Below are 25,266 nucleotides of genomic sequence, written 5' to 3' on the forward strand. Positions count from 1 at the left end.
CACAAAGACCATGACCTTAAAAGAATTGTTCGTAGGTTTCGGCACCCAGGTACGTAGTATCTGGATGATCGGCCTGCATGCGTTCGCGAAACGCGAAACGCAGATGTACCCGGAAGAGCCGGTCTATCTACCGCCCCGTTTTCGTGGTCGTATCGTTCTGACTCGTGATCCAGACGGTGAAGAACGCTGCGTTGCCTGTAACCTGTGTGCGGTAGCGTGTCCGGTAGGCTGTATCTCTTTGCAAAAAGCAGAGACCAAAGACGGCCGCTGGTATCCGGAGTTTTTCCGCATTAACTTCTCACGCTGCATTTTCTGCGGCCTGTGCGAAGAAGCCTGTCCGACTACGGCTATTCAGCTGACTCCAGATTTCGAGCTGGGTGAGTACAAGCGCCAGGACCTGGTTTACGAGAAAGAGGATCTGCTGATCTCCGGTCCGGGCAAATACCCGGAATATAACTTCTACCGGATGGCAGGTATGGCAATCGACGGCAAAGATAAGGGTGAAGCAGAGAACGAAGCTAAGCCTATCGACGTCAAGAGCCTGTTACCGTAAGGAGAGGGGCAATGGAGTTCGCTTTTTATATCTGTGGCCTGATAGCCATTCTCGCAACCTTGCGGGTGATCACCCACACCAATCCGGTACACGCGTTGCTGTACCTGATTATTTCGCTGCTGGCGATTTCTGGGGTGTTCTTCTCGTTAGGCGCTTACTTCGCTGGTGCGCTGGAAATTATCGTCTACGCGGGCGCCATCATGGTGCTGTTCGTGTTCGTAGTGATGATGCTCAACCTTGGTGGTTCTGAAATTGAACAGGAACGTCAGTGGCTGAAACCGCAGGTGTGGATTGGTCCGGCGATTCTGTCGGCCATTATGCTGGTGGTTATTGTTTACGCCATTCTGGGCGTTAACGATCAGGGCATCGACGGCACGCCAATTAGCGCGAAAGCAGTCGGTATTTCCCTGTTCGGACCGTATGTACTGGCGGTTGAACTGGCTTCGATGCTGCTGCTGGCGGGTCTGGTTGTGGCCTTCCACGTGGGGCGCGAAGAGCGTTCTGGTGAAGTGCTGAGCAATCGCACCGATGACCGCGCGAAAAGAAAAACGGAGGAGCACGCATGATCCCCTTACAACATGGACTGATCCTCGCTGCGATCTTATTCGTGCTGGGCTTAACCGGTCTGGTTATCCGCCGCAATCTGCTGTTTATGCTGATCGGACTGGAAATCATGATTAACGCCTCCGCGCTGGCCTTTGTGGTCGCCGGAAGCTACTGGGGCCAGACCGATGGTCAGGTGATGTATATTCTCGCCATCAGCCTTGCGGCTGCCGAAGCGAGCATTGGACTTGCGCTGTTGCTGCAACTTCATCGCCGTCGCCAGAACCTGAACATCGATTCAGTAAGTGAGATGCGTGGATGAACATGCTTGCCTTAACCATTATTCTGCCATTTATTGGCTTTGTATTACTGGCGTTTTCTCGTGGTCGTTGGTCAGAAAATCTGTCCGCTACCGTGGGTGTCGGGTCGATCGGTCTGGCCGCGCTGGTGACTGCGTTTGTTGGCGTTGATTTCTTTGCCAATGGCCAGCAGGCTTACAGCCAGCCGCTGTGGACGTGGATGTCAGTCGGCGACTTCAACATCGGCTTCAACCTGGTGCTGGACGGCCTGTCGCTGACCATGCTCTCCGTGGTGACCGGCGTTGGTTTCCTGATCCACATGTTCGCCTCCTGGTATATGCGCGGAGAAGAGGGCTATTCTCGTTTCTTCGCCTACACCAACCTGTTTATCGCCAGCATGGTGGTTCTGGTACTGGCGGATAACCTGCTGCTGATGTACCTCGGCTGGGAAGGCGTGGGCCTGTGCTCCTATCTGCTGATTGGTTTCTACTACACCGATCCGAAGAATGGCGCTGCGGCAATGAAAGCCTTCGTGGTAACCCGCGTTGGTGACGTATTCCTGGCGTTCGCGCTGTTCATCCTCTACAACGAGCTGGGCACGTTGAACTTCCGCGAAATGGTGGAACTGGCGCCTGCGCACTTTGCAGACGGTAACAACATGCTGATGTGGGCAACCCTGATGCTGCTGGGCGGTGCGGTCGGTAAATCTGCACAGCTGCCGTTGCAGACCTGGCTTGCTGATGCGATGGCCGGCCCGACGCCTGTCTCCGCGTTGATCCACGCCGCGACGATGGTTACCGCTGGTGTCTACCTGATAGCACGTACGCACGGCCTGTTCCTGATGACGCCTGAAATCCTGCACCTGGTGGGGATTATCGGTGCGATCACGCTGGTGCTGGCGGGTTTTGCTGCGCTGGTACAGACCGACATCAAACGCGTTCTTGCGTACTCCACCATGAGCCAGATTGGTTATATGTTCCTGGCTCTCGGCGTACAGGCGTGGGATGCGGCGATTTTCCACCTGATGACGCACGCCTTCTTTAAAGCGCTGCTGTTCCTGGCATCCGGCTCGGTTATCCTGGCTTGCCACCACGAACAGAACATCTTCAAGATGGGCGGGCTGCGTAAGTCAATTCCGCTGGTGTATCTCTGCTTCCTGATCGGTGGCGCGGCGCTGTCGGCTCTGCCGCTGATTACCGCTGGCTTCTTCAGTAAGGATGAGATTCTGGCCGGTGCAATGGCGAATGGTCATATTAATCTGATGGTTGCAGGTCTGGTCGGTGCATTCATGACCTCTCTGTACACCTTCCGTATGATTTTCATCGTGTTCCACGGTAAAGAACAAATTCACGCCCACGCAGGGAAGGGGATTACCCATCATCTGCCGCTGATTGTGCTGATGATCCTGTCCACCTTCGTTGGCGCGCTGATTGTGCCGCCGCTGCAGGGTGTACTGCCTGCGACGACCGAGCTTGAGCATGGTCGCGTCATGACGCTGGAAATTACCTCCGGTATCGTAGCGATTGCGGGCATCCTGATCGCAGCATGGCTGTGGCTGGGTAAACGCACGCTGGTGACGTCGATTGCGAACAGTGCGCCGGGCCGCCTGCTGGGTACCTGGTGGTATAACGCCTGGGGCTTCGACTGGCTGTACGACAAAGTGTTCGTCAAGCCGTTCCTGGGTGTTGCCTGGTTGCTGAAACGCGATCCGCTCAACTCAATGATGAACATTCCGGCGATCCTTTCCCGCTTTGCAGGTAAAGGCCTGCTGTTGAGCGAGAACGGTTATCTGCGCTGGTATGTTGCATCAATGAGCATCGGCGCCGTCGTTGTGCTGGCACTGTTGATGGTACTGCGTTGAGTTTGTTGGCTGGATGAACGATTGCCGGATGGCGCTGCGCTTATCCGGCCTACAAACCCAAAAATAATTTTTAGAATTCGTTGAAAATCTGTTCCTGATGTACAGGCGTCATCGGCGAAGTCAGACCGGAGACCGCCAGCGCAGAGCAACCGGAGCGTACTGAAGTACGTGAAGATTGCGAGCACTGCCGGGATTTGGGCTGACGAGTGAGATAGCCTGAGCAGGAGTAAATATAAGGGACATACTTAGCTATGTTATTACCCTGGTTGATATTAATTCCCTTTATCGGTGGCTTCCTGTGCTGGCAGACCGAACGCTTTGGCGTGAAGGTGCCGCGCTGGATCGCGCTGATTACCATGGGATTGACGATGGCGCTTGGCCTGCAACTGTGGTTGCAGGGCGGCTATTCACTGACGCAATCCGCTGGCATTCCGCAGTGGCAGTCTGAATTTGTCCTGCCGTGGATCCCACGTTTTGGCATCTCTATTCATCTGGCTATCGACGGTCTGTCGCTGCTGATGGTAGTGCTGACCGGTCTGCTCGGTGTTCTGGCGGTACTTTGCTCCTGGAATGAAATCGAAAAATACCAGGGCTTCTTCCATCTGAACCTGATGTGGATCTTAGGCGGCGTGATCGGCGTGTTCCTTGCCATCGACATGTTCCTGTTCTTCTTCTTCTGGGAAATGATGCTGGTGCCGATGTACTTCCTGATCGCGTTGTGGGGCCATAAAGCCTCTGATGGTAAAACGCGTATCACTGCGGCGACCAAGTTCTTCATTTATACCCAGGCGAGTGGTCTGGTGATGTTGATTGCCATCCTGGCGCTGGTGTTTGTGCACTATAAAGCGACCGGTGTGTGGACCTTCAACTATGAAGAGCTGCTGAATACCCCGATGTCCCACGGTGTGGAATATCTGTTGATGCTGGGCTTCTTCATCGCCTTCGCGGTGAAAATGCCGGTGGTTCCGCTGCACGGCTGGTTGCCGGATGCGCACTCCCAGGCGCCGACCGCAGGTTCCGTTGACCTGGCGGGGATCTTGCTGAAAACCGCGGCTTACGGTCTGCTGCGCTTCTCTCTGCCGCTGTTCCCGAACGCGTCGGCTGAGTTTGCACCTATCGCAATGTGGCTGGGCGTTATCGGTATCTTCTACGGCGCGTGGATGGCCTTTAATCAGTACGATATCAAACGTCTGATCGCTTACACCTCCGTATCGCACATGGGCTTCGTACTGATTGCTATCTACACCGGCAGCCAGCTGGCGTACCAGGGGGCTGTTATCCAGATGATTGCGCACGGTCTGTCCGCAGCCGGTCTGTTCATTCTGTGTGGTCAGCTGTACGAACGTCTGCACACGCGTGATATGCGTATGATGGGCGGCCTGTGGGGCAAAATGAAATGGTTGCCTGCGCTGTCGATGTTCTTCGCAGTGTGTACGCTGGGTATGCCGGGTACAGGTAACTTCGTTGGCGAATTTATGATTCTGTTCGGCAGCTACCAGGTGGTTCCGGTCATTACCGTGATCTCGACCTTTGGTCTGGTGTTTGCCTCTGTTTACTCGCTGGCGATGCTGCATCGCGCTTACTTCGGTAAAGCGAAGAGCCAGATTGCCAGTGTTGAACTGCCAGGGATGTCGCTGCGTGAGCTGTTTATCATCCTGTTGCTGGTCGTGCTTCTGGTACTGCTTGGCTTCTATCCGCAGCCGATTCTGGATACCTCGCATTCTGCGATGAGCAACATCCAGCAGTGGTTTGTTAATTCCGTTACTACTACAAGGCCGTAAATCGCCATGACAATAACTCCACAACACCTGATTGCGCTGCTACCGCTGCTGATCGTCGGCTTGACGGTGGTGGTTGTGATGCTCTCCATTGCGTGGCGACGCAATCACTTCCTCAATGCCACGCTGTCGGTTATTGGGCTTAACGCCGCGCTTGTTTCGCTCTGGTTTGTTGGCCAGGCGGGCGCCATGGACGTCACCCCGCTGATGCGGGTTGACGGTTTCGCCATGCTCTACACCGGGCTGGTGCTGCTGGCGAGTCTTGCCACCTGTACCTTCGCTTACCCGTGGCTGGAAGGCTACGATGACAACCGGGAAGAGTTCTACCTGTTGGTGCTGATTGCCGCACTTGGCGGTATTCTGCTGGCTAACGCTAACCATCTGGCGGCGCTGTTCCTTGGTATTGAGCTGATCTCTCTGCCGCTGTTTGGTCTGGTTGGCTATGCGTTCCGTCAGAAACGTTCGCTGGAAGCCAGTATCAAATACACCATTCTGTCTGCCGCAGCGTCTTCCTTCCTGCTGTTCGGTATGGCGCTGGTGTACGCGCAGTCTGGTAATCTGTCGTTTGTTGCGCTCGGTAAGAGCCTCGGCGACGGCATGCTGCACGAACCGCTGCTGCTGGCGGGCTTCGGTCTGATGATTGTTGGCCTCGGCTTTAAACTCTCGCTGGTTCCGTTCCACCTGTGGACGCCAGACGTATACCAGGGCGCTCCTGCTCCGGTTTCCACTTTCCTGGCGACGGCGAGCAAAATCGCTATCTTCGGCGTGGTGATGCGTCTGTTCCTGTACGCACCGGTAGGGGATAGCGAAGCGGTACGTATCGTACTGGGCGTGATTGCCTTTGCTTCCATCATCTTCGGTAACCTGATGGCGCTGAGCCAGACCAATATTAAACGTCTGCTCGGTTACTCTTCTATCTCTCACCTCGGCTACCTGCTGGTGGCGCTGATTGCTCTGCAGAGCGGCGAGATGTCGATGGAAGCGGTTGGCGTTTACCTGGCCGGTTACCTGTTCAGCAGCCTCGGCGCGTTCGGTGTGGTCAGCCTGATGTCCAGCCCGTACCGCGGTCCGGATGCAGACTCTCTGTTCTCCTACCGTGGTCTGTTCTGGCATCGTCCGATCCTCGCGGCAGTGATGACGGTGATGATGCTGTCTCTGGCAGGTATCCCGATGACGCTGGGCTTTATCGGTAAGTTCTACGTACTGGCCGTCGGTGTACAGGCTAACCTGTGGTGGCTGGTTGCCGCGGTGGTGGTCGGTTCCGCGATTGGTTTGTACTACTACCTGCGTGTTGCGGTGAGCCTGTACTTGAGCGCACCGCAGCAGTTGAACCGCGATGCGCCGTCCAACTGGCAGTACAGCGCGGGCGGTATCGTAGTGCTGATTTCTGCCCTGCTGGTACTGGTGCTGGGTATTTACCCGCAACCGCTGATCAGCATTGTGCAGTTAGCGACTCCGCTGATGTAAACGAAATGCAGAAACGAAAAAACCCGCCTTGGCGGGTTTTTTTATGCGTGAAATACGGTCAGTTTAATAGCTGACGGCTCACCAGCGGACCGCTGATGCCTTTCGCTGTGCGATCCATCACTTCCTGGATCACTGAAGAAAGCTCATTGACTTCGAATTTGGCCACGTAGCCATCCGCTTTTACTCGGCGAACGTGATCTTCGTTCGCGCTACCGGAAAGCGAAGAGTGGATAACGACCGGGATTTTCTTCAGACGTTCGTCGGTTTTTATCTTACGGGTAAGCGTAAAACCGTCCATCTCCGGCATTTCGAGATCGGTGAGAACCAGAGCGATCTTCTCACTGACAGGCTTGCCCTCCGCCAGCGCTTCTGCGGAAAGCTGCTGTATTTTTTCCCACGCATCCTGACCTGTTACATGCATCAGATGCGGGATCTCCATGGCGTTAAGCCCTTTTTCCAGCATTGCGCGGGCCACTTTGGAATCATCAGCCACAATCGCCACCGCACCCGGCGTGATGTTGAATTTATTGGTTTTCAGATCGGTTGCGCGCAGGTCGTGGTTCGCCGGTACGATGTCGTACAGGATCTGCTCAACGTCGAGTACCAGCGCCAGGTTGTTGGTCTCTTTGTTGTCGTCCAGGCAAGCGATACTGGTGATATAGCGACCATTGACGGCTTTCTCGGCGGTATGCACCTGTTGCCAGTCCAGGCGCATAATATTTTCCACTGACTCCACCGCAAAAGCCTGGACGCTGCGGGCATATTCTGTGATCAACAGAATATTGAGTCCGGTCTCTGGCTTACAGCCCGCGACGGCGGGCAGGTCAATCACCGGGATCACCTGATCGCGAATGTTAACCATACCCAGTAACGGGGCCTTCATACCCGCCGGACGCGTAAAGGTCGGCATCGGCACGATTTCACGCAGCTTGAATACGTTGATGCCAAACAGCTCTGATTTCTGCTCCTCAACAGATTTGCCGAGGCGAAACAGCAGCAGTTCAAAACGGTTAGACAGGGTTAGGTTTGTCCTGTCATCAATATCTTTCTGGAAATTGTTCATCCTGTCCTCAGTGTGAAAGCCAGCCTTTCCACTGTTATCGGCACTGAGGCGGAAAAATAGAGCGTTAAACGGTGAAAATGGCGAAATCGTGAGCCAGTTCCGTGTCTGGAAATATTGCTTTGCACTCTTCGAGTAATCGCTGACAGCCTTTTTCATCGTAACGTGAGCTAACGTGGGTCATGATCAGGCGTCCCACTCCGGCCTCCAGCGCCAGCTTTGCGGCTTGTCGGGTTGAGCTGTGCCCGCGGCTGTTGGCTTTTTCCTCCATCGAAGCGTCCAGCGTGGTTTCGTGTACCATGACATCTACACCTCGAGCCAGTTCAATGGCGGACGCGCAGGGTCCTGTGTCACCGAAAATAGCGACTGATTTTCCCCTGGTGGGCGGGGAAAGAAAATCGGCACCGTTAATCGCTCGACCATCCTCCAGCACGATGGTTTTTCCGGCTTTCAAATCCTGAAACCACGGGCCCGCTTTAACGTCTGCCGCCTTCAGGGCATTGGCGTCAAGCGCACCCGGTTTGTCGTGCTCTTGAATGCGAAAACCGTAGCATTCCAGCGGATGCGCCAGCGGGTAAGCCGTTACTTTTCGCAGGCCGTCATCCACAATCTCTCCCGCGGTGATTTCTACAATATCCAGCGGATAATCGGTCCAGGAGCCGCTCAGACGCAATGCGGTTTCGGTAAACTTTCGCAACCCCTTCGGGCCGTAAAGCGTCAGCGGCTGGACGTTGCCGGCCATTGAACGACTGCACAGCAGCCCCGGTAAACCAAACAGGTGATCGCCGTGCAGATGACTGATAAAAATACGATCGAGTTTTCCCGGGTTAAACGGCGTGGTCAGCAACTGATGCTGCGTTCCTTCACCACAATCAAAAAGCCACAGCCCCGCCTGAGTCGGGTGTTGCAGATTCAGTAAAATTGCCGTTACATTGCGGGAGCGCGTGGGGACACCCGCAGACGTGCCTAAAAATAGTAATTCCATCTTCGCGTTACACTTTTCGCCATCAACAAGGCAGGGTGTTCAGGTTATCACAACAAAGGGGCAGACAATGATCCACTGGCAAGATCTCCACCATGCAAAGCTCAATACCCAGCAGCTGTACGCCATTCTTCAGCTTCGCTGTGCGGTGTTTGTTGTTGAACAACAGTGTCCGTATCAGGATGTGGATGGTGATGACCTGGTTGGGGAAAACCGGCACATTCTGGGCTGGCATAACGATGAGCTGGTGGCGTATGCGAGGATTCTGAAAAGCGATGACGAGCTGGAGCCGGTGATCATTGGCCGGGTGATTGTAAGCGAAGCGCTGCGTGGTGAAAAACTGGGGCAGCAACTGATGAACCAAACGCTGGCATCCTGTACCCAGCACTGGCCGCATAAGGCGCTGTATCTGGGGGCGCAGGCCCATCTGCAATCGTTCTATGCGCGCTTTGGTTTTGTTCCGGTCACGGATATCTATGACGAAGACGGTATTCCGCACATCGGCATGGCGCGAGAAGCGCATCAGGCATAAACAGGCGCAAACACGCCTGATTGTCTATAGTTAGCGGGTACGTCAATAGAAAGGGAGAATAAAATGTCTTTTCATTCTTATGAATCACGCATCGATGATGATCTGGAATTGTTGAGTGAAACGCTGGAGGAGGTGCTGCGTTCTTCCGGCGATCCAGCCGATCAAAAATACCTTGAGTTAAAAGCGCGGGCAGAGCGGGCGTTAGAAGAGGTGAGAAATCGCGTCAGCCACGCCTCTGACAGCTATTATTACCGCGCGAAAAAAGCCGTTTGCCGGGCCGATGACTATGTGCATGAAAAACCCTGGCGCGGAATTGGCGTTGGTGCCACGGTCGGTTTAGTGATGGGATTATTGTTAGCACGGCGATAAATTCCATTCCGTCAGCGCATTTGTACGTACTCCCTAACTGGGGGTACTGCTTTTTCTGCTCAGTACCCCGTATAATGTGAGGTTTTTAACAGGGAGAGGTCCGCGTGCATTCAATCACTACTGCGCTGGAAAGTCTGATGCGTCATTTGTCGCAAGAGATACCGGCAGCACCTGGAATTCGTATTTACGATATACCTTTCCCACTGAATGATGCGTTTGATGCTTTAGGATGGCTGGCCAGTCAACCCGTCTGGCCCCAGTTTTACTGGCAGCAGCGTAACGGCGACGAAGAAGCCGCCGTTTTGGGCGCTGTCGCCGCATTTTCCTCGCTGGAATCAGCTCAGCACTTTTTACGCCAGCATGATAATCATCCCGACCTGCGTATCTGGGGCCTGAATGCCTTTGAGCCCCAGCGCGGTAATTTGTTATTGCCACGGCTGGAATGGCGACGTTGCGCCGGGGCGGCGAGCTTACGCTTACATCTCTATAGCGACGTGTCGCTGCGTGAAGACGCCGCGCAGGCGATGGCGTTAATTTCATCGCTCGCCAACGTAAAGCCGCTACCCGCATTGCGCCTGCATTTGACGGGAGAACAGAACTGGCCGGATAAAGCAGGCTGGACAGATCTGATAAAACTCGCCACGCAAACAATCAATGCGGAAGCGCTTGAGAAGGTGGTGCTGGCGCGGGCGACCGACTTACAGTTTTCTCAGTCGGTTAATGCCGCGGCCGTGATGGCCTCCAGCCGTCGCTTGAACCTGAACTGCTACCATTTCTTTATGGCATTCTCTGCAGAGTGCGCGTTTCTTGGCTCTTCCCCTGAACGTCTGTATCGACGGCGTGACACGGCGCTGCGCACCGAGGCGCTGGCCGGAACCGTGGCCAATCACCCTGAGGATCATCGGGCCTGGCAATTGGGCGACTGGCTAATGAAAGATGATAAAAACCAGCGCGAGAATATGCTGGTGGTCGAAGATATTTGCCAGCGTCTGCAAGGCTGTACGCAAACTCTCGATGTGCTGCCACCGCAGGTGCTCAGGCTGCGTAAAGTGCAGCACCTGCGCCGTTGCATCTGGACGGAACTGAATCAGGCCGACGATATGCTTTGCCTGATGCAGCTTCAGCCCACGGCGGCAGTTGCCGGTATTCCGCGTGAGCTGGCGCGTGAATTCATCCAACAAAATGAACCCTTTGAACGCGAGTGGTATGCCGGTTCAGCGGGTTATCTTTCTTTGCGCCAAAGCGAGTTTTGTGTGTCATTGCGTTCAGCGAAAATTAGCGCAAACGTGGTACGCCTGTATGCCGGGGCAGGGATTGTACGTGGCTCAGATCCTGAGCAGGAATGGCAAGAAATAGACAATAAAGCGGCAGGGTTACGTACTTTATTACAGATGGAAGGATAGTGATTTCGTGTATATTTCCGATTCATATCAAAAATCCATTTATTCGATTCTCTATACTGTGTCGCAATATTGATACCGGACAATCTCATGTCAGTAAGCGCATTTAACCGACGCTGGGCGGCGGTCATTCTGGAAGCACTCACTCGCCACGGCGTCAGGCATGTCTGCATTGCCCCTGGCTCTCGTTCTACACCGTTGACGCTGGCGGCAGCGGAAAACCCCGCATTCATCCACCACACCCATTTTGACGAGCGCGGTCTTGGGCATCTGGCTTTAGGTCTGGCAAAAGTCAGCCGGCAGCCTGTCGCCGTGATTGTGACGTCCGGTACCGCGGTGGCGAATTTGTATCCCGCGTTGATCGAAGCGGGCCTGACCGGTGAAAAACTGATTTTACTTACCGCGGACAGACCGCCAGAGCTTATCGACTGTGGCGCGAACCAGGCGATTCGTCAGGCCGGAATGTTTGCCTCGCATCCATCGCAAACGCTCTCTTTACCGCGTCCGACTCAGGACATTCCGGCAAGCTGGCTGGTGTCCACGATTGATAATGCGTTAGCTGCCCTGCATAGCGGGGCGGTTCATATCAATTGCCCGTTTGCGGAACCGCTGTATGGCGATATGGACGAAACGGGGATTGCCTGGCAGCAGCGCCTCGGCGACTGGTGGCAGGACGATAAACCCTGGCTGCGAGAAGCGCGTCGGCTGGAAAGCGACAAACAACTCGACTGGTTTTTCTGGCGACAAAAACGCGGCGTAGTCATTGCGGGCCGCATGAGCGCGGAAGAAGGTAAGAAGGTTGCGCAGTGGGCGCAGACGTTAGGCTGGCCGCTGATTGGTGATGTTCTGTCGCAAACCGGACAACCGCTGCCGTGCGCCGACCTGTGGCTGGGAAATGCGAAAGCGGTAGCTGAATTGCAGCAGGCGCAGATTGTGGTGCAGCTTGGTAGCAGCCTGACCGGAAAACGTCTGCTGCAATGGCAGGCGAGCTGCGATCCGCAGGAATACTGGATTGTCGATAATATCGAAGGCCGCCTCGATCCGGCCCATCATCGCGGCCGCAGGTTGGTGGCGAAAGTTGGCGACTGGCTGGAGCTGCATCCGGCGGAGAAACGTCAGCCCTGGTGTATTGAGATCCCTCGTCTGGCGCAACAGGCCTGGCAGGCGGTAGAAGCCCGTCGTGAGGCGTTTGGTGAAGCGCAACTAGCCCACCGTATCCGCGACTATTTGCCGGAGCAGGGCCAGCTGTTTGTGGGTAACAGTCTGGTGGTGCGCCTGATTGATGCGCTGTCGCAGCTTCCGGCTGGTTACCCGGTCTATAGCAACCGTGGCGCGAGCGGTATTGACGGCCTGCTGTCAACGGCAGCAGGTGTACAGCGTGCCAGCGCGAAATCGACGCTGGCGATTGTTGGCGATTTATCTGCATTGTATGACCTGAATGCGCTGGCGTTATTGCGCCAGGTTTCTGCACCGTTTGTCCTGATAGTGGTCAATAATAACGGCGGGCAGATTTTTTCCCTGCTGCCGACGCCAGCCAGCGAACGCGAACGGTTCTATCTGATGCCGCAGAACGTACATTTCGAGCATGCTGCCGCCATGTTTAACCTTAAATACCAGCGCCCGGAAAACTGGGAGCAGCTGGAGAGCGCGTTGACTAACGCGTGGCGTACACCTGCGGCCACGATGATTGAGCTGGTGGTGAACGAAACTGACGGGGCGCAAACCTTGCAGCAACTGCTGGCGCAGGTAAGTCATCTATGATCCTGCATGCGCAGGCGAAAGAGGGGCAGACGGGATTTCCCTGGCTGGTTTTCCTGCACGGTTTCTCTGGCGATTGCCGGGAATGGCAGACGGTCGGCGAAGCGTTTCAGGATTATTCGCGGCTATACATCGACCTGCCGGGACACGGTGGCTCCGCTGACATCAGCGTGAGCGGGTTCGATGATGTCAGCGTTTTGTTGCGTAATACTTTACTTAGTTACAACATACTTAACTACTGGATGGTGGGATACTCTCTTGGCGGCAGAGTCGCGATGATGGCGGCCAGTCAGGAGATGCCAGGGCTTTGTGGTCTGGTGGTTGAAGGCGGACATCCCGGCCTGCAAAGCGAGGAGGCGCGCGTTCAGCGTCGTCTCTCGGATGGCCGCTGGGCTGCACGTTTTCGCGCAGAGCCGCTACGTGAGGTGTTTAATGACTGGTATCAACAGCCCGTTTTTTCCTCGCTGAACGCGAAACAAAGAGAGGCGCTGGTCGCACTGCGTAGCCAGAATAATGGGCAAACGCTGGCGGCAATGCTGGAGGCCACCTCGCTTGCCGTACAACCTGATTTACGTGCGCAACTCACGACGCGCACATTTCCGTTTTATTATTTATGTGGTGAACGTGACGAAAAATTCCGTGCTCTGGCGGCGGAAATATCAGTACCAAACCATGTGATTCGTAATGCCGGACACAACGCGCATCGGGACAACCCCGCGGGTGTAGTGGACTGTCTGGCTCAGATTCTGCGTCGCTGACTATAGGACATTTTATGATCTATCCTGATGAAACAATGCTTTACGCACCGGTAGAATGGCACGATTGCTCTGAAGGCTATACCGACATTCTTTACGAGAAATCCACCGACGGTATCGCAAAAATCACCATTAATCGTCCACAGGTACGCAATGCCTTCCGTCCGGTCACCGTGAAAGAGATGATCCAGGCGCTGGCGGATGCCCGCTATGATGACAACATCGGCGTAATTATTCTGACCGGTGCTGGCGACAAAGCGTTCTGCGCAGGCGGCGATCAGAAAGTGCGTGGTGACTACGGCGGATACCAGGATGACTCCGGTGTGCATCACCTGAACGTACTGGACTTCCAGCGCCAGATTCGTACCTGTCCGAAACCGGTAGTAGCGATGGTTGCAGGTTTCTCCATTGGCGGTGGCCATGTGCTGCACATGATGTGTGACCTGACCATTGCGGCTGAAAACGCCATCTTTGGTCAGACCGGCCCGAAAGTCGGTTCTTTCGACGGCGGTTGGGGCGCTTCCTACATGGCGCGCATCGTCGGTCAGAAAAAAGCGCGTGAAATCTGGTTCCTGTGCCGTCAGTACGATGCGAAACAGGCGCTGGATATGGGTCTGGTCAACACAGTGGTTCCGCTGGCGGATCTGGAAAAAGAGACCGTACGCTGGTGCCGTGAAATGCTGCAAAACAGTCCAATGGCGCTGCGCTGCCTGAAAGCCGCACTGAACGCCGACTGTGATGGTCAGGCTGGTCTGCAGGAGCTGGCAGGTAACGCCACTATGCTGTTCTATATGACGGAAGAAGGTCAGGAAGGCCGTAACGCCTTTAACCAGAAACGTCAGCCTGATTTCAGCAAATTCAAACGGAATCCGTAATGCGTAGCGCGCAGGTATACCGCTGGCAGATCCCCATGGACGCGGGGGTGATTCTGCGCGACAGGCGGTTAAAAACGCGTGACGGGCTGTACATTTGTCTTCGTGACGGCGAGAGCGAAGGGTGGGGAGAAATCTCCCCGCTGCCGGGCTTCAGTCAGGAAAGCTGGGAAGAGGCGCAAACTGAGCTGCTGGCCTGGGTGAAAGGCTGGTTGCAAGGGGATGGCTCCTTACCGCAACTGCCTTCGGTCGCCTTTGGCGTAAGCTGTGCGCTGGCCGAACTGGCTGGCGTATTGCCACTGGACGCAGACTATCGTGCTGCGCCGCTGTGTACCGGCGATCCTGACGATCTGGTGCTACAACTGGCGGATATGCCGGGTGAAAAAGTGGCGAAGATCAAGGTCGGTTTGTATGAAGCGGTCCGTGATGGCATGGTAGCCAATCTGCTGCTTGAGGCGATTCCGGAGCTGCATTTGCGACTTGATGCCAACCGGGCCTGGACGCCGTTGAAAGCGCAGCAGTTCGCAAAATACGTTAATCCAGAGTATCGCGGCCGCATTGCCTTCCTCGAAGAGCCGTGCAAAACCCGCGATGATTCTCGTACCTTCGCGCGTGAAACCGGCATTGCCATCGCCTGGGATGAAAGTCTGCGTGAAGCGGATTTCACCTTCGAAGCCGAAGAGGGCGTCAAGGCCGTGGTTATCAAACCTACGCTGACTGGCAGTCTCGATAAAGTCCGTGAACAGGTGGCTGCGGCGCATGCGCTTGGTCTTACTGCCGTTATTAGTTCGTCAATTGAGTCGAGTCTGGGCTTAACCCAGTTGGCGAGAATTGCCGCCTGGTTAACGCCGCAGACCATTCCGGGTCTGGATACCCTGAGTCTGATGCAGTGCCAGCAGGTTCGCACCTGGCCGGGTAGCACGTTGCCGTGTATCGACGTTGATGCGCTGGAACGTCTGCTATGATCCAGCAGGAAATGCCCGATAGCGTGAGCTTATCGGGCCTGGTGCAGTTCAGTGACTGGCCGTGGCGTCACTGGCGACAGGTTCGTGCGAAGGCGCCAGCCTTACGCCTCAACGATGAGGTATTAAGCTGGAGCGATCTCTGCACACGTGTAGAACATCTGGCCTGCGGTTTTGCCGCTCAGGGCGTGGAAGAGGGCGATGGTGTTCTGCTTCGCGCCTGGAATCATCCGCGCGCTTTGCTGGCCTGGCTCGCGCTGCTGCAATGTGGGGCGCGGGTTTTACCTGTGAACCCACAGTTGCCTCAGCCGCTGCTTGATGCGCTTATCCCGGACTTAACGCTACGTTTTGCGCTGGATCTGGAGGCCGCTATCGCACTTCCGGAACTCAGTCCGTTACAGATGCAGTCGTTGCCAGGCGATCACGCTGAGGCGTGGTTGCCTGAACGTTTGAGCACGATGACGTTAACTTCAGGTTCTACCGGATTGCCAAAAGCGGCTGTTCATACCTGTCAGGCGCATCTGGCAAGCGCGCAGGGTGTCCTGTCATTAATGCCGTTTGGTGCTGAGGATGACTGGCTGCTCTCGCTGCCGCTGTTTCATGTTTCCGGCCAGGGTATTTTGTGGCGCTGGTTGTTCGCCGGAGCGCGAATGACCGTGCGCGACAAGCAGCCGCTGGAGAAAATGCTGGTCGGCTGCACCCATGCCTCGTTGGTCCCTACACAGTTGTGGCGCTTGTTGGTCAATAAAACGCCGGTCACGCTCAAAGCGGTGCTGCTGGGGGGCGCGGCTATTCCTGTTGAGTTGACGGAGCAGGCGCACGAGCAGGGGATTCGCTGCTGGTGCGGTTATGGACTGACGGAATTCGCTTCTACGGTCTGTGCGAAAGAGGCGGATGGTCTGGCAGATGTGGGTTCCCCTCTGGTAGGCAGAGAAGTCAGAATCGTTGATGATGAAGTCTGGTTACGGGCTGCCAGCATGGCGCAAGGTTACTGGCGTAACGGACAGCTTATTCCTTTAGTGAACGCGGAAGGCTGGTTTGCAACCCGCGATCGCGGCGTGCTAAAGGACGGCAAGTTAACGATTGTCGGTCGTATGGATAATCTGTTTTTTAGCGGCGGGGAAGGTATACAGCCGGAAGAAGTGGAACGCGTGATTGCAGCGCATCCGCATGTTCTGCAGGCCTTTATTGTACCAATTGAAGACAAAGAGTTTGGCCATCGCCCGGTGGCGGTCATTGAGTATGACGCTAATGCTGGAGAAACTAATCTGGCTGAGTGGGTAAACGATAAGCTGGCCCGCTTTCAACAACCGGTATGTTGGCTGACATTGCCGCCTGAACTCAAAGCCGGAGGGATTAAAATCTCGCGTCGTGCGTTGTCGGATTGGGTAAGCGCTTCATCGTTAGCATTAAGAAAACATTAATTACATTTCTCATTTCTGTCATTCCGCAGCTATTGTCCTTTTGTTTATGAGCTAATGTGTAACCTATTGTGAAATTTATTAACAATAGGTGCGCTATGGAATGGCATGTGAAGAAGACCTGCTGTCACAAAAAAGCAGGGAGACTCTATATCGTACTTTGCGATAGCGGTGGTTCGCTCAAGATGCTTGCCCAGGCACAATCATCTGAGCGGATTAAGCCCGGCGATCTTCTTTCGCCGCTGAAGGATGCTCAGTATTGTATTAACCGCGATACATCTCGGGTGATTAAGATCATTGATGCCAGACAGTACATTTGTGATGAATGGGAACGTCTGTTACGACTGTCTGAAGATAAGTAATCTCAGGGCTGGTGTTTGCGTGAAGGCAGAAAAATCGTCATTAGCCCTGCCATGATGCACAGTACCCCTGCCAGCGCTTTCACTGAAAATGTTCCCTGCCAGCCGGGCAGGATCATTGAGGCAACCCACACCAGCACATAGCTCAGGCTGAGTAGGGCATAGGCTTTGCTCAGCGCGAGTTGGTGTAGGGCTTTATGCCAACAAATCACTGACAGTAAATACCCTGTCAATCCGGCATATAAAGCAAACGCTCCGATACTGACAGAGAATACGGCAGAGATGAACGCCAGCGGCTGCAGCATTGGCGGCAGATTATCCATCGCAAAGCCAAGGCTCAACTGGGCAGCAGAGGTGATAATAACGCTACATAATCCCCAAAATATGCCCATTACACTGCGCTCCCAAGAATAAATATGCCGGTAATGATCAGCCCAACGCCCAGCCAGTGGCGTGTGGTGACGGGTTCGCGCCAGATTTTCCATGCGGCGAGAGTAACCCAGACAAAGTTAAGGCTCAGCATGGGATAGGCAATACCGACAGGAATGTTTTGTAAAACCGCCAGCCATAGCAGCATGGCCAGACCGAGGCTTGCCAGAGCAAGCCCAATCCATTGCGTAATGTAGCGTTTTCGCGCACGAACAGACACCGGTCGGGTCGCCTGCTTCTGGCATAACTGGCCGCAGACGCTGAGCAGGCTGGCGAGGACTAAGGCTATCCAGATCATTTGGGCCGATACTGAATCAGGACCAGACGCCCCTGATTATCAATGTAGTCAGCGGGAGGGATGGCAAGCTGATTAATATCTTCATTCTTATCAATCGAGAGCACGAGCGTAATGTTTCCTTGCTGTCGATGTTGCGCTAACCAGTCGGCAAAGCCTTCCCGGCTGACAAAGCGGCCTTGAGCATCTGGGTAGCTGAGGCCGTATTTTAACTCGCCCGTTTGTCCGTAAATCATGATGTCATCGCGCTTCAGGCTCCAGGCCAGTCCAGCAGCGACGCCAACGCTGTCGGTGAGAATATAACGGCTCGGCTCCAGCGATTCTTTGGTCATCTCGACAAAAAACTGCGGCTGTTTAGATTCCATCACCCGGTCAGGAATGGAGAAGCCAAATAACAGCGCCAGCCCTAATGGGCATAGTGCTGCGAATTTCCAGTTCTTCTCGCGGTTATTTAGCGTATACCAGCCAAAAATCGTCCAGATGATAAAGATGCCCCAGGCACAAAAAACCTTATACGTTTCGATATGCGACCAGACCGGCGTCTTCAATGGTCCCAGCGTGGAAACAATAAACGTAGCGACGATGCCGACGACACCAAATAGCACGTTGATCCAGCCATTGATGCGCAGGGATGCTGAGTCTTTTTCCGCAGCCTGCAGGCCGAAGCGCGCCGTTAATATCGCCAGCGGCGCGAAGCAGGAAAGAATATAGGTCGGCAGTTTTCCTTTCGCGATGCTGAAAAACAGAATTGGCATAATAATCCAGCTTAACAGGTACAGAGCACTGCGCGGAACATTCCGCTCACGCCAGCCCGTACGCAGCGCGCCGGGAAGCAGACCGAGCCACGGTAATGTGCCTGCCACAAATATCGGGATGTAGTACCAGATAGGAGCCTTATGCTGGGCATCATCCTGCGCAAAGCGCTGAATATGTTCAACCCAGAAGAAGTAATGCCAGAAATCCGGCTCGCGTTGTGCAATCGCTATACCCCACGGTAGTACGATCGCGATGCAGCCGATCACCGCCAGCAGACCGTAGAGAATGAGGTCTTTCCAACGCTTTTGTGCAAAAACCCATGGTAATACGCTAAGCACAGGGACGGCGAGTGCCAGAAAACCTTTGGTCATTACACCCATACCGCAGGTCAGCCCAAGCAACAAAAAAGCGATGATTTTGCGTGTTCTGGTGGTGGCCTGCATGCCTTCCCAAAAACAGCACATGCCCGCCATCAGCCAAAGCGCTATGATGGGATCAAGTACCGCGTAGGTGCCGATGCTGTAAACCGAAAAAAACGTTAAAAAGATAGCGGAGGAGAGTACGGCGGTACGCTTATCATGCCACAGTCGCATGGCAAGCCAGGCTACCAGTAATGCGGTCAACAAAGTGGCAAAAATAGCCCCCGCTCTGACACCAAAATTGTTTGCGCCAAACAGCCATTGTCCGATGCTGTTCAACCAGTATCCGGCAATTGGTTTTTCAAAATAACGCAGCCCTAAAAAGTGTGGAACGATCCAGTCACCAGAGTTGAGCATTTCCCGGCTGATTTCAGCATAGCGCGTTTCATCAGGCTGCCAGAGCATACGGCTGTTGATAGGTAAAATAAAATACAGTGCGATTAAAGCGATAAATGCCAGAGTGTAGCGGGCAGCAGGTTTCATGGTGTCACACTCACCGGTTGTTGGCAGCCGAGCCATCCCTCTCTGCCGGGTATTTTTCCACGTACTATCTGTCCTAACGGCAGCGTACTGATGTCGTCAGGTAACAGCTCGCCAAGCGAGCAGAATGTCATCCCCATGTCCGCGGCGCGAGTAAGCAGCTCGTCAAAGTTCTGATGAAAGGCGATGCCTTCAACTTCCGCATGAATGGTGTACACCGGTGTTCCTCTGCTCATCTGGATGTGGGAGAGAATATAGGAGTTGAAGTCCACCGCCTGGACCTCCTGACCAACCACTTCATCCCATGTTGGTAGGGTGACGGGAATTTGTGGCGTCCCCGTTTTCCCGGATTCCAGCACCGGACGAAATAACGACGTTCCCCGACAGTCACTGTTATAGCGCAGATGGAATGCTTCTTTGGCATGGACGACACGGTTGTCGGCACGCCATCCGGCAACGGCAGAGCAGGTGACTGGCTGACCGATGATGGCTTCAAGTGTGGTGATACCTTGCGAAATATCATCAATCAGCTGTTTGTCATTCCAGTTTCCGCTTCGCGCCTGCCAGGCGTGATGATCCCAGGCATGCAAACCGGTTTCATGAATCTGGGCGGTTTGTGCAATGATTGCCGCGTTGGCCTGGCCAATCTCTTTTCCCGGCCATGCGGTTCCCGCCAATAAAATATCCCATCCGTAGAGTGATGCTGCGTTTGAACGCAGCATCTTCCACAGAAATTGTGGCTTCACCAGACGCCAGAGATGGCGTCCCATGTTGTCAGGCCCAACGCTAAAGAAAAAACTTGCCCGAACGTTATGTCGGTTTAATGTCTCCAGCAGGCGGGGCACGCCTTCGCGCGTCCCCCTGAATGTATCGACATCAATGCGCAAGCCTACTTTGGTCATGATGTGTGTTCCGTGATATCCACACTGCGTAAGAAGAAGTCCAGCGTCTCTTCTACCGTTTCCTGCATCTCAATGGTCGGTTCCCAGTTCAGGCAGCGTTTTGCATTGCGAATGTTAGGCTTACGATGCTCAACGTCTTGATAACCTTTACCGTAGTAGGTGCTGCTTTCGACGTCACGGAAACCGGCAAACGGCGGGAAGTGGTTACGCAACGGATGTTTTTCAAAGCAGGAAAGCAGCATTTCTGCCAGTTCCTGAATACTTGCTTCGTTCTGTGGATTACCGATGTTGATAATCTCACCGTCACAGCGGCCGCCTTCGTTTTCAATGATGCGGTACAGAGCTTCGATACCATCGCGAATGTCGGTAAAGCAGCGTTTTTGCTTACCGCCTTCAATCAGCTTAATCGGTGAACCTTCCACGAGGTTGAGGATCAGCTGTGTAATGGCGCGTGAGCTGCCGATACGCGCGGCGTTAAGGCTGTCCAGACGCGGTCCCATCCAGTTAAACGGGCGGAACAGGGTGAAGCGCAATCCCTCTTTTTCGCCGTACGCCCAGATAACACGGTCCAGCAGCTGCTTGGATACGGAGTAGATCCAGCGTGGTTTATTGACCGGACCGACGATCAGATTCGAACTGTCTTCATCAAAGACTTTGTCGGTACACATGCCGTAGACTTCGGAGGTTGACGGGAAAATGATGCGCTTGCGGTATTTCACGCAGTAACGAATGATTTTCAGGTTTTCTTCAAAATCGAGCTCAAATACGCGCAGCGGGTTGCGGGTATATTCGATAGGCGTTGCGATCGCCACCAGCGGCAGCACAACGTCGCATTTTTTCACATGATATTCAATCCATTCGGAGTGAATGCTGATATCACCTTCGACGAAATGGAATCGCGGATGTTGCAGGAAACGCCCAATGGCGTCGCTGCCAATATCGAGTCCATACACTTCGTAATTATCTTCTTGCAGCAGGCGCTCGGTCAGATGGTTACCAATGAAGCCGTTAACGCCGAGGATCAGTACGCGAGTACGGCGTTTGCTGGTGGTCACTGACTGGCTGTTCAGGCGAGAACCTGGCACCAGACCCAGAACTTGCGCCAGTTGTGAACCCTGCATTGCAATACCATCGCCAGCTTGTCCGGTAATAATCTCCAGTGCGCCATCAACACAGGCGATCAGTAAAGGAGACACGGAGATGACGGTGCCCGGCTGGGCCGCAATGTCGTTTGTGCAAACGCGCGATGACCAGACGGTGAACTTTTGCGTGCCGACATAGCTAAATGCACCCGGCCATGGATCGCTGACGGCACGGACCTGGTTATGTAATTCCGCAGTAGGCTTGTTCCAGTCGAGGAAGCTATCTTCCGGTGTGCGGCGACCAAAACAGGTCGCCTCTGCTTCCTGTTGGGAGAGTTCTGCATAATCTCCCGTTTTAATCGCGGGCAGCGCCTCTTCCAGCAGGTGACGCGCAGCCTGGCACAATTTATGGTGCAGCGTTAACGCCACATCATCCGAAGAGATAGCGACAGACTGCTGGGCGATAATATCGCCAGCGTCTGCACGTTTGACCATGCGATGAAGCGTGACGCCGGTTTCGGTTTCGCCATTGACCAATACCCAGTTCAGCGGCGCGCGGCCGCGGTATTTTGGCAGCAGCGAGCCGTGCAGATTAAATGCCCCCTTAGGCGCAAGACTGAGGATCTCCTCACTCAGTAAATGGCGATAGTAGAACGAGAAGATAACATCGGGTGCCAGTTGGCTAATGCGCTCGATCCACAAAGGATGATTAACCTCGTCCGGGGCGTAAACCGGAATACCGGCGCTGGCGGCGAGGCGGGAAACAGAGCCAAAAAACGCTTTTTCACCCGGGTTGTCGGTGTGCGTAAAAATTGCGGCGATTTCATAACCTGCATCCAACAAGGCCTGGACACCCTGACATCCCATATCGTGATAGGCAAATACGACGGCTTTCATGCGCGGTTTTCCTCGGTTGACTGCGTGGTTTGTGGGCGGATAACGTGTTGAACAAAATAGCGGGGGCGGGCGCGGACATCGTTATAGATGCGACCGATATATTCGCCGAGTAAACCCATGCCAATGAACTGTGCGCCGATAAAGGTAAACAGGACGGCAAACAGCATGAATACCCCTTCCGCGGCCCACTGCGGGCCGAGCGTCAGGCGCAGAACAACAAGCAGGACTGATAAGGTAAAGCCCGTGGCAGCGATCACGCTGCCGAGCAGGCTCAACATACGTAACGGCGTGGTGGTCAGACAGGTCACCAGGTCATACATCAGGTTGATCAGACGCATGAAGCTGTATTTAGAGTCACCAAATTCACGCTCTGCATGGTGCACCGGGATCTCCGTGGCGCGACGGGCAAAAATGTTGGCCAGAATCGGAATAAAGGTGCTGCGCTCCTGGCAATGCAGCATGGCATCGACAATATGGCGACGATAGGCGCGTAGCATGCAGCCGTAGTCGCCCATCGCTTTACCGGTAGTGCGCTGAATCAGGTGGTTGATCATACGCGAGGCGGTCTTACGAAATACGCTATCCTGACGGTTCTGGCGTACCGTGCCTACCACATCGAAACCCTCATCTGCAGTGGCGACCAACCGTGGGATCTCCTCCGGCGGGTTTTGCAAATCAGCATCCAGCGTGATGATCAAGTCTCCGGTGACATGGCTGAAACCGGCCATAATCGCCGAGTGCTGTCCGTAATTACGATTCAGTAAAATAGAGACAATATGGCTGTTCGGTGCCTGAGAGGCGTCCATCATCAACTGAGCGGAACGGTCGCTGCTGCCGTCGTCGATTAGCAGAATTTCATAGTCTTTGCCCAATTTCTCGCAGGCGTCGCTGGTGCGTCTGATTAACTCTGGCAGGCTTTCCTGTTCATTAAAAACGGGAATAACAACCGAGACTTTTTTAATCGGTGTGGCTTCAAACATGCTCATTGTCCTGCTATCTCGCGAAGCGCCGTAATGACCCGCTGAGTGTCAGCGTCGGTCATGTCGGGGAATAACGGCAGCGAACAGATGCGTGCGCTATTCCATTCTGTATTTGGCAGCGAAAGGGTAGTGAAGCGTTCGCGATAATATTTTTGCGTATGGGCTGCACGAAAATGCAGGCCGGTGCCGATATCTTTGGCCTTTAGCGCTTCCATCAGCGCATCTCTGCTCAGGCCACAGCGCGCTTCGTCAACGCGAATGATGAACAGATGCCAGGCATGAACGTGCGACCACTGCGGTAGGCCCAGCGGTTGAAATGACGTATCAGCCAGCGCTTTTTGATAGTGCTGGGCAATTTGCGCCCGGCGTGAGTTCAGTTGCTCCAGCTTATTGAGCTGTACCAGCGCAATAGCGGCGTTAATATCCGTCAGGTTGTATTTGTATCCAGGTGCAAGTACTTCGGCTTGTGGTGCCCGGCCGTAGGTTTGTCGATCAAAAGCATCAACGCCCAGACCGTGAAACTTCAGGCTGCGAAGCCGCTGAGCGAGCTGGCTGTCGTCGGTAACGATCAGTCCACCTTCCGCACAGGTGATATTTTTAATAGCGTGAAACGAGAAGATTGCCGTGCCGCGAGCACCGACATGACGGCCCTTATACAATGTCCCTACGGCATGGGCTGCGTCTTCTATTACCGGGATTCCATAACGCTCGCCAATGGCATAAATTGCGTCGAGGTCGGCGGGGGCGCCAGCATAATGTACTGGAACAATGGCTTTGGTTCGTGGGGTAATAGCAGCTTCAATTTGCTCAGGTGTCACCATAAGCGTATCGCGGTCGACATCGATCATCACTGGCGTCGCCCCCAGCAAAACAATCATGTTGAGGGTAGAAACCCACGTCATCGACGGCGTAATGACCTCGTCGCCTGCACCAATGCCCAGCGCCATCAGCGTAATGTGCATTCCTGCAGTGGCGGAGCAAACGGCGACGGCATGCTTATTCCCCGTGAGCTGGCAAAAAGCCTCTTCCAACTGTTGATTTTTCGGGCCGGTGGTTATCCATCCAGAGTCCAGAACCGCCTTCACTGCGGCAAGTTCTTCAGCGCCCATGGCCGGGCGAGAGAAAGGCAAAAAGTCAGACATCATTATTCCTTCAAGCCATTTAACGCCACCGAAGTTTTATTTTTAGTGATAAACAGGGGCGTCGTTAATTATTTCATCAGGCTACAAAGGTTAATGACTGAAGGTTAATTTATCCTTAAGAGTTTAAGGTTTGGGAACGATAGCTAAATAGAGGCGTTTTTTTGTTTATCTTAATGAAATTAAGTGTTTTTTTTAGGTTTTTGCGACATTGCTGTTTGCTATAAGTTGATGAGTGCAATGCCGCTATTCAGAATGTTAATTATATGCCGTTATTAAAATGATAACCTACAGTAACCCTTTTAAGGTTAACGTTTTACGCGTGGCGATATTTAAATCGTAGGCACTGAGATCTTCCGGTTTAACCCAGGCGAATGCCTGGAACTCTTCGTTAATCTTCACTTCACGATTCGCCGCGACACAATCGAAGATAAGATAAATCATGTAAATCTCTTCCTGACTGCCATCAGCATAGGTTTTAGTGCGAATATCATCACTGAAGGTCCAGGGGGTAATTTCTGATAACACCAGTTGCTCGCCCAGCTCTTCCCTCACTTCACGGCGCAGAGCTTCTTCAATACGTTCACCCGGTTCAACACCGCCGCCAGAAAGCGCCCACTGACCGGGAAACACACCGCGGTCATCAGCCATTTTGCAGAGTAAATAACAGCCATCGTTTTGAATTAATGGGCAAACAATCGTTCTTTGGCGCATCAGTCGAGTCCTTGTTGGGGAGGTAGAGAAAATTCCGTCATGCACGCATCTTACCTTTTGCTGGCGGCAGAAAAAATGTTTCATCGGTGATCAAGAGCGCTTTGGCAGGGAAAACAGGATGTTTGTTGAAAATGACGTTCTGGGACGTCCAACGGTGTAATTGGCACAAGAATTTAACCTTAAATAAATCTTGTGAGTAGTA

General features: G+C 54.0%; 25 protein-coding genes. 15 read left to right on the plus strand and 10 right to left on the minus strand.

Annotated features, from left to right (window positions below; translation table 11 throughout):
* Positions 1 to 10: 10 nt before the first annotated feature.
* The 6 genes from nuoI to nuoN all read left to right on the plus strand — a co-directional run bounded on the left by nuoI (position 11) and on the right by nuoN (position 6,501).
* Positions 11 to 553: an NADH-quinone oxidoreductase subunit NuoI gene (nuoI, locus tag LY264_RS07710; protein ID WP_003028062.1), complete on the plus strand. Its 543-nt coding sequence runs from the start codon at positions 11 to 13 to the stop codon at positions 551 to 553.
* Between the two features lie 11 nt (positions 554 to 564).
* Positions 565 to 1,119 carry an NADH-quinone oxidoreductase subunit J gene (gene nuoJ / locus LY264_RS07715; protein ID WP_003028059.1) on the plus strand — a complete coding sequence of 185 codons (555 nt, stop codon included), beginning with the start codon at positions 565 to 567 and terminating at the stop codon, positions 1,117 to 1,119.
* Complete coding sequence (gene nuoK / locus LY264_RS07720; protein WP_000612644.1) at positions 1,116 to 1,418, plus strand: NADH-quinone oxidoreductase subunit NuoK; 303 nt, start codon at positions 1,116 to 1,118, stop codon at positions 1,416 to 1,418. The genes nuoJ and nuoK overlap by 4 nt, the downstream gene beginning before the upstream one ends.
* Complete coding sequence (nuoL, locus tag LY264_RS07725; protein WP_003834744.1) at positions 1,415 to 3,256, plus strand: NADH-quinone oxidoreductase subunit L; 1,842 nt, start codon at positions 1,415 to 1,417, stop codon at positions 3,254 to 3,256. The genes nuoK and nuoL overlap by 4 nt, the downstream gene beginning before the upstream one ends.
* 251 nt (positions 3,257 to 3,507) lie before the next feature.
* Positions 3,508 to 5,037 carry an NADH-quinone oxidoreductase subunit M gene (gene nuoM / locus LY264_RS07730; protein ID WP_071692557.1) on the plus strand — a complete coding sequence of 510 codons (1,530 nt, stop codon included), beginning with the start codon at positions 3,508 to 3,510 and terminating at the stop codon, positions 5,035 to 5,037.
* A 6-nt stretch (positions 5,038 to 5,043) separates the two neighbouring features.
* Complete coding sequence (gene nuoN, locus LY264_RS07735) at positions 5,044 to 6,501, plus strand: NADH-quinone oxidoreductase subunit NuoN (RefSeq protein WP_003027689.1); 1,458 nt, start codon at positions 5,044 to 5,046, stop codon at positions 6,499 to 6,501.
* A 58-nt stretch (positions 6,502 to 6,559) separates the two neighbouring features.
* On the opposite strand, the gene LY264_RS07740 is transcribed toward nuoN, so the two are convergent.
* Together LY264_RS07740 and rbn are read right to left on the minus strand one after the other, a co-directional pair.
* Positions 6,560 to 7,564, minus strand: coding sequence for a chemotaxis protein (locus LY264_RS07740; RefSeq protein ID WP_032944079.1), 1,005 nt, complete (start codon positions 7,562 to 7,564; stop codon positions 6,560 to 6,562).
* A gap of 64 nt (positions 7,565 to 7,628) precedes the next feature.
* Complete coding sequence (rbn, locus tag LY264_RS07745) at positions 7,629 to 8,546, minus strand: ribonuclease BN (protein WP_048224735.1); 918 nt, start codon at positions 8,544 to 8,546, stop codon at positions 7,629 to 7,631.
* 67 nt (positions 8,547 to 8,613) lie between these two features.
* Here rbn and LY264_RS07750 point away from each other — a divergent pair, with 67 nt between their 5' ends.
* The 9 genes from LY264_RS07750 to pmrD all read left to right on the plus strand — a co-directional run bounded on the left by LY264_RS07750 (position 8,614) and on the right by pmrD (position 16,974).
* A complete protein-coding gene (locus tag LY264_RS07750; protein WP_048224732.1) occupies positions 8,614 to 9,075 on the plus strand; it encodes a GNAT family N-acetyltransferase in 462 nt (153 codons plus the stop codon).
* 63 nt (positions 9,076 to 9,138) lie between these two features.
* Positions 9,139 to 9,444 (plus strand): stress response protein ElaB, encoded by a 306-nt coding sequence (gene elaB, locus LY264_RS07755; RefSeq protein WP_003027683.1) that lies wholly within the window; start codon positions 9,139 to 9,141, stop codon positions 9,442 to 9,444.
* Between the two features lie 104 nt (positions 9,445 to 9,548).
* Positions 9,549 to 10,847: an isochorismate synthase MenF gene (gene menF / locus LY264_RS07760; protein WP_071692558.1), complete on the plus strand. Its 1,299-nt coding sequence runs from the start codon at positions 9,549 to 9,551 to the stop codon at positions 10,845 to 10,847.
* A gap of 87 nt (positions 10,848 to 10,934) precedes the next feature.
* Complete coding sequence (gene menD, locus LY264_RS07765) at positions 10,935 to 12,605, plus strand: 2-succinyl-5-enolpyruvyl-6-hydroxy-3-cyclohexene-1-carboxylic-acid synthase (RefSeq protein ID WP_048224727.1); 1,671 nt, start codon at positions 10,935 to 10,937, stop codon at positions 12,603 to 12,605.
* On the plus strand, positions 12,602 to 13,360 hold the full coding sequence (gene menH / locus LY264_RS07770) for a 2-succinyl-6-hydroxy-2,4-cyclohexadiene-1-carboxylate synthase (RefSeq protein ID WP_048224723.1): 759 nt from the start codon (positions 12,602 to 12,604) through the stop codon (positions 13,358 to 13,360). The genes menD and menH overlap by 4 nt, the downstream gene beginning before the upstream one ends.
* 14 nt (positions 13,361 to 13,374) lie before the next feature.
* Positions 13,375 to 14,232 carry a 1,4-dihydroxy-2-naphthoyl-CoA synthase gene (gene menB, locus LY264_RS07775; protein WP_003027671.1) on the plus strand — a complete coding sequence of 286 codons (858 nt, stop codon included), beginning with the start codon at positions 13,375 to 13,377 and terminating at the stop codon, positions 14,230 to 14,232.
* On the plus strand, positions 14,232 to 15,194 hold the full coding sequence (gene menC / locus LY264_RS07780; protein WP_048224720.1) for an o-succinylbenzoate synthase: 963 nt from the start codon (positions 14,232 to 14,234) through the stop codon (positions 15,192 to 15,194). The genes menB and menC overlap by 1 nt, the downstream gene beginning before the upstream one ends.
* 41 nt (positions 15,195 to 15,235) lie before the next feature.
* Complete coding sequence (menE, locus tag LY264_RS07785; protein WP_249457677.1) at positions 15,236 to 16,615, plus strand: o-succinylbenzoate--CoA ligase; 1,380 nt, start codon at positions 15,236 to 15,238, stop codon at positions 16,613 to 16,615.
* A gap of 95 nt (positions 16,616 to 16,710) precedes the next feature.
* Positions 16,711 to 16,974, plus strand: a complete 264-nt coding sequence (gene pmrD / locus LY264_RS07790) for a signal transduction protein PmrD (protein WP_032944066.1) — start codon at positions 16,711 to 16,713, stop codon at positions 16,972 to 16,974.
* A 2-nt stretch (positions 16,975 to 16,976) separates the two neighbouring features.
* Here the strand turns inward: pmrD and arnF are convergent, their stop codons facing one another.
* The 8 genes from arnF to nudI all read right to left on the minus strand — a co-directional run bounded on the left by arnF (position 16,977) and on the right by nudI (position 25,064).
* The gene (gene arnF, locus LY264_RS07795) at positions 16,977 to 17,363 is read right to left on the minus strand and encodes a 4-amino-4-deoxy-L-arabinose-phosphoundecaprenol flippase subunit ArnF (RefSeq protein ID WP_048224714.1); all 387 of its coding nucleotides are present in this window, start codon (positions 17,361 to 17,363) and stop codon (positions 16,977 to 16,979) included.
* A complete protein-coding gene (gene arnE, locus LY264_RS07800; protein WP_003834709.1) occupies positions 17,363 to 17,698 on the minus strand; it encodes a 4-amino-4-deoxy-L-arabinose-phosphoundecaprenol flippase subunit ArnE in 336 nt (111 codons plus the stop codon). Before arnE ends, arnF begins: the two co-directional genes overlap by 1 nt.
* Positions 17,695 to 19,353 (minus strand): lipid IV(A) 4-amino-4-deoxy-L-arabinosyltransferase, encoded by a 1,659-nt coding sequence (gene arnT, locus LY264_RS07805; RefSeq protein ID WP_071692559.1) that lies wholly within the window; start codon positions 19,351 to 19,353, stop codon positions 17,695 to 17,697. The genes arnE and arnT overlap by 4 nt, the downstream gene beginning before the upstream one ends.
* Positions 19,350 to 20,252, minus strand: coding sequence for a 4-deoxy-4-formamido-L-arabinose-phosphoundecaprenol deformylase (gene arnD / locus LY264_RS07810; protein ID WP_048224708.1), 903 nt, complete (start codon positions 20,250 to 20,252; stop codon positions 19,350 to 19,352). The genes arnT and arnD overlap by 4 nt, the downstream gene beginning before the upstream one ends.
* Complete coding sequence (gene arnA / locus LY264_RS07815; protein WP_048224705.1) at positions 20,249 to 22,231, minus strand: bifunctional UDP-4-amino-4-deoxy-L-arabinose formyltransferase/UDP-glucuronic acid oxidase ArnA; 1,983 nt, start codon at positions 22,229 to 22,231, stop codon at positions 20,249 to 20,251. The genes arnD and arnA overlap by 4 nt, the downstream gene beginning before the upstream one ends.
* On the minus strand, positions 22,228 to 23,211 hold the full coding sequence (gene arnC, locus LY264_RS07820) for an undecaprenyl-phosphate 4-deoxy-4-formamido-L-arabinose transferase (protein WP_008785329.1): 984 nt from the start codon (positions 23,209 to 23,211) through the stop codon (positions 22,228 to 22,230). The genes arnA and arnC overlap by 4 nt, the downstream gene beginning before the upstream one ends.
* Positions 23,212 to 23,213: 2 nt before the next feature.
* Positions 23,214 to 24,353 (minus strand): UDP-4-amino-4-deoxy-L-arabinose aminotransferase, encoded by a 1,140-nt coding sequence (arnB, locus tag LY264_RS07825; RefSeq protein WP_048224702.1) that lies wholly within the window; start codon positions 24,351 to 24,353, stop codon positions 23,214 to 23,216.
* A gap of 285 nt (positions 24,354 to 24,638) precedes the next feature.
* Positions 24,639 to 25,064 (minus strand): nucleoside triphosphatase NudI, encoded by a 426-nt coding sequence (gene nudI, locus LY264_RS07830; RefSeq protein ID WP_048215870.1) that lies wholly within the window; start codon positions 25,062 to 25,064, stop codon positions 24,639 to 24,641.
* Positions 25,065 to 25,266: the final 202 nt, after the last annotated feature.

This window comes from Citrobacter portucalensis, from assembly GCF_023374935.1.
Classification (GTDB): domain Bacteria; phylum Pseudomonadota; class Gammaproteobacteria; order Enterobacterales; family Enterobacteriaceae; genus Citrobacter; species Citrobacter portucalensis.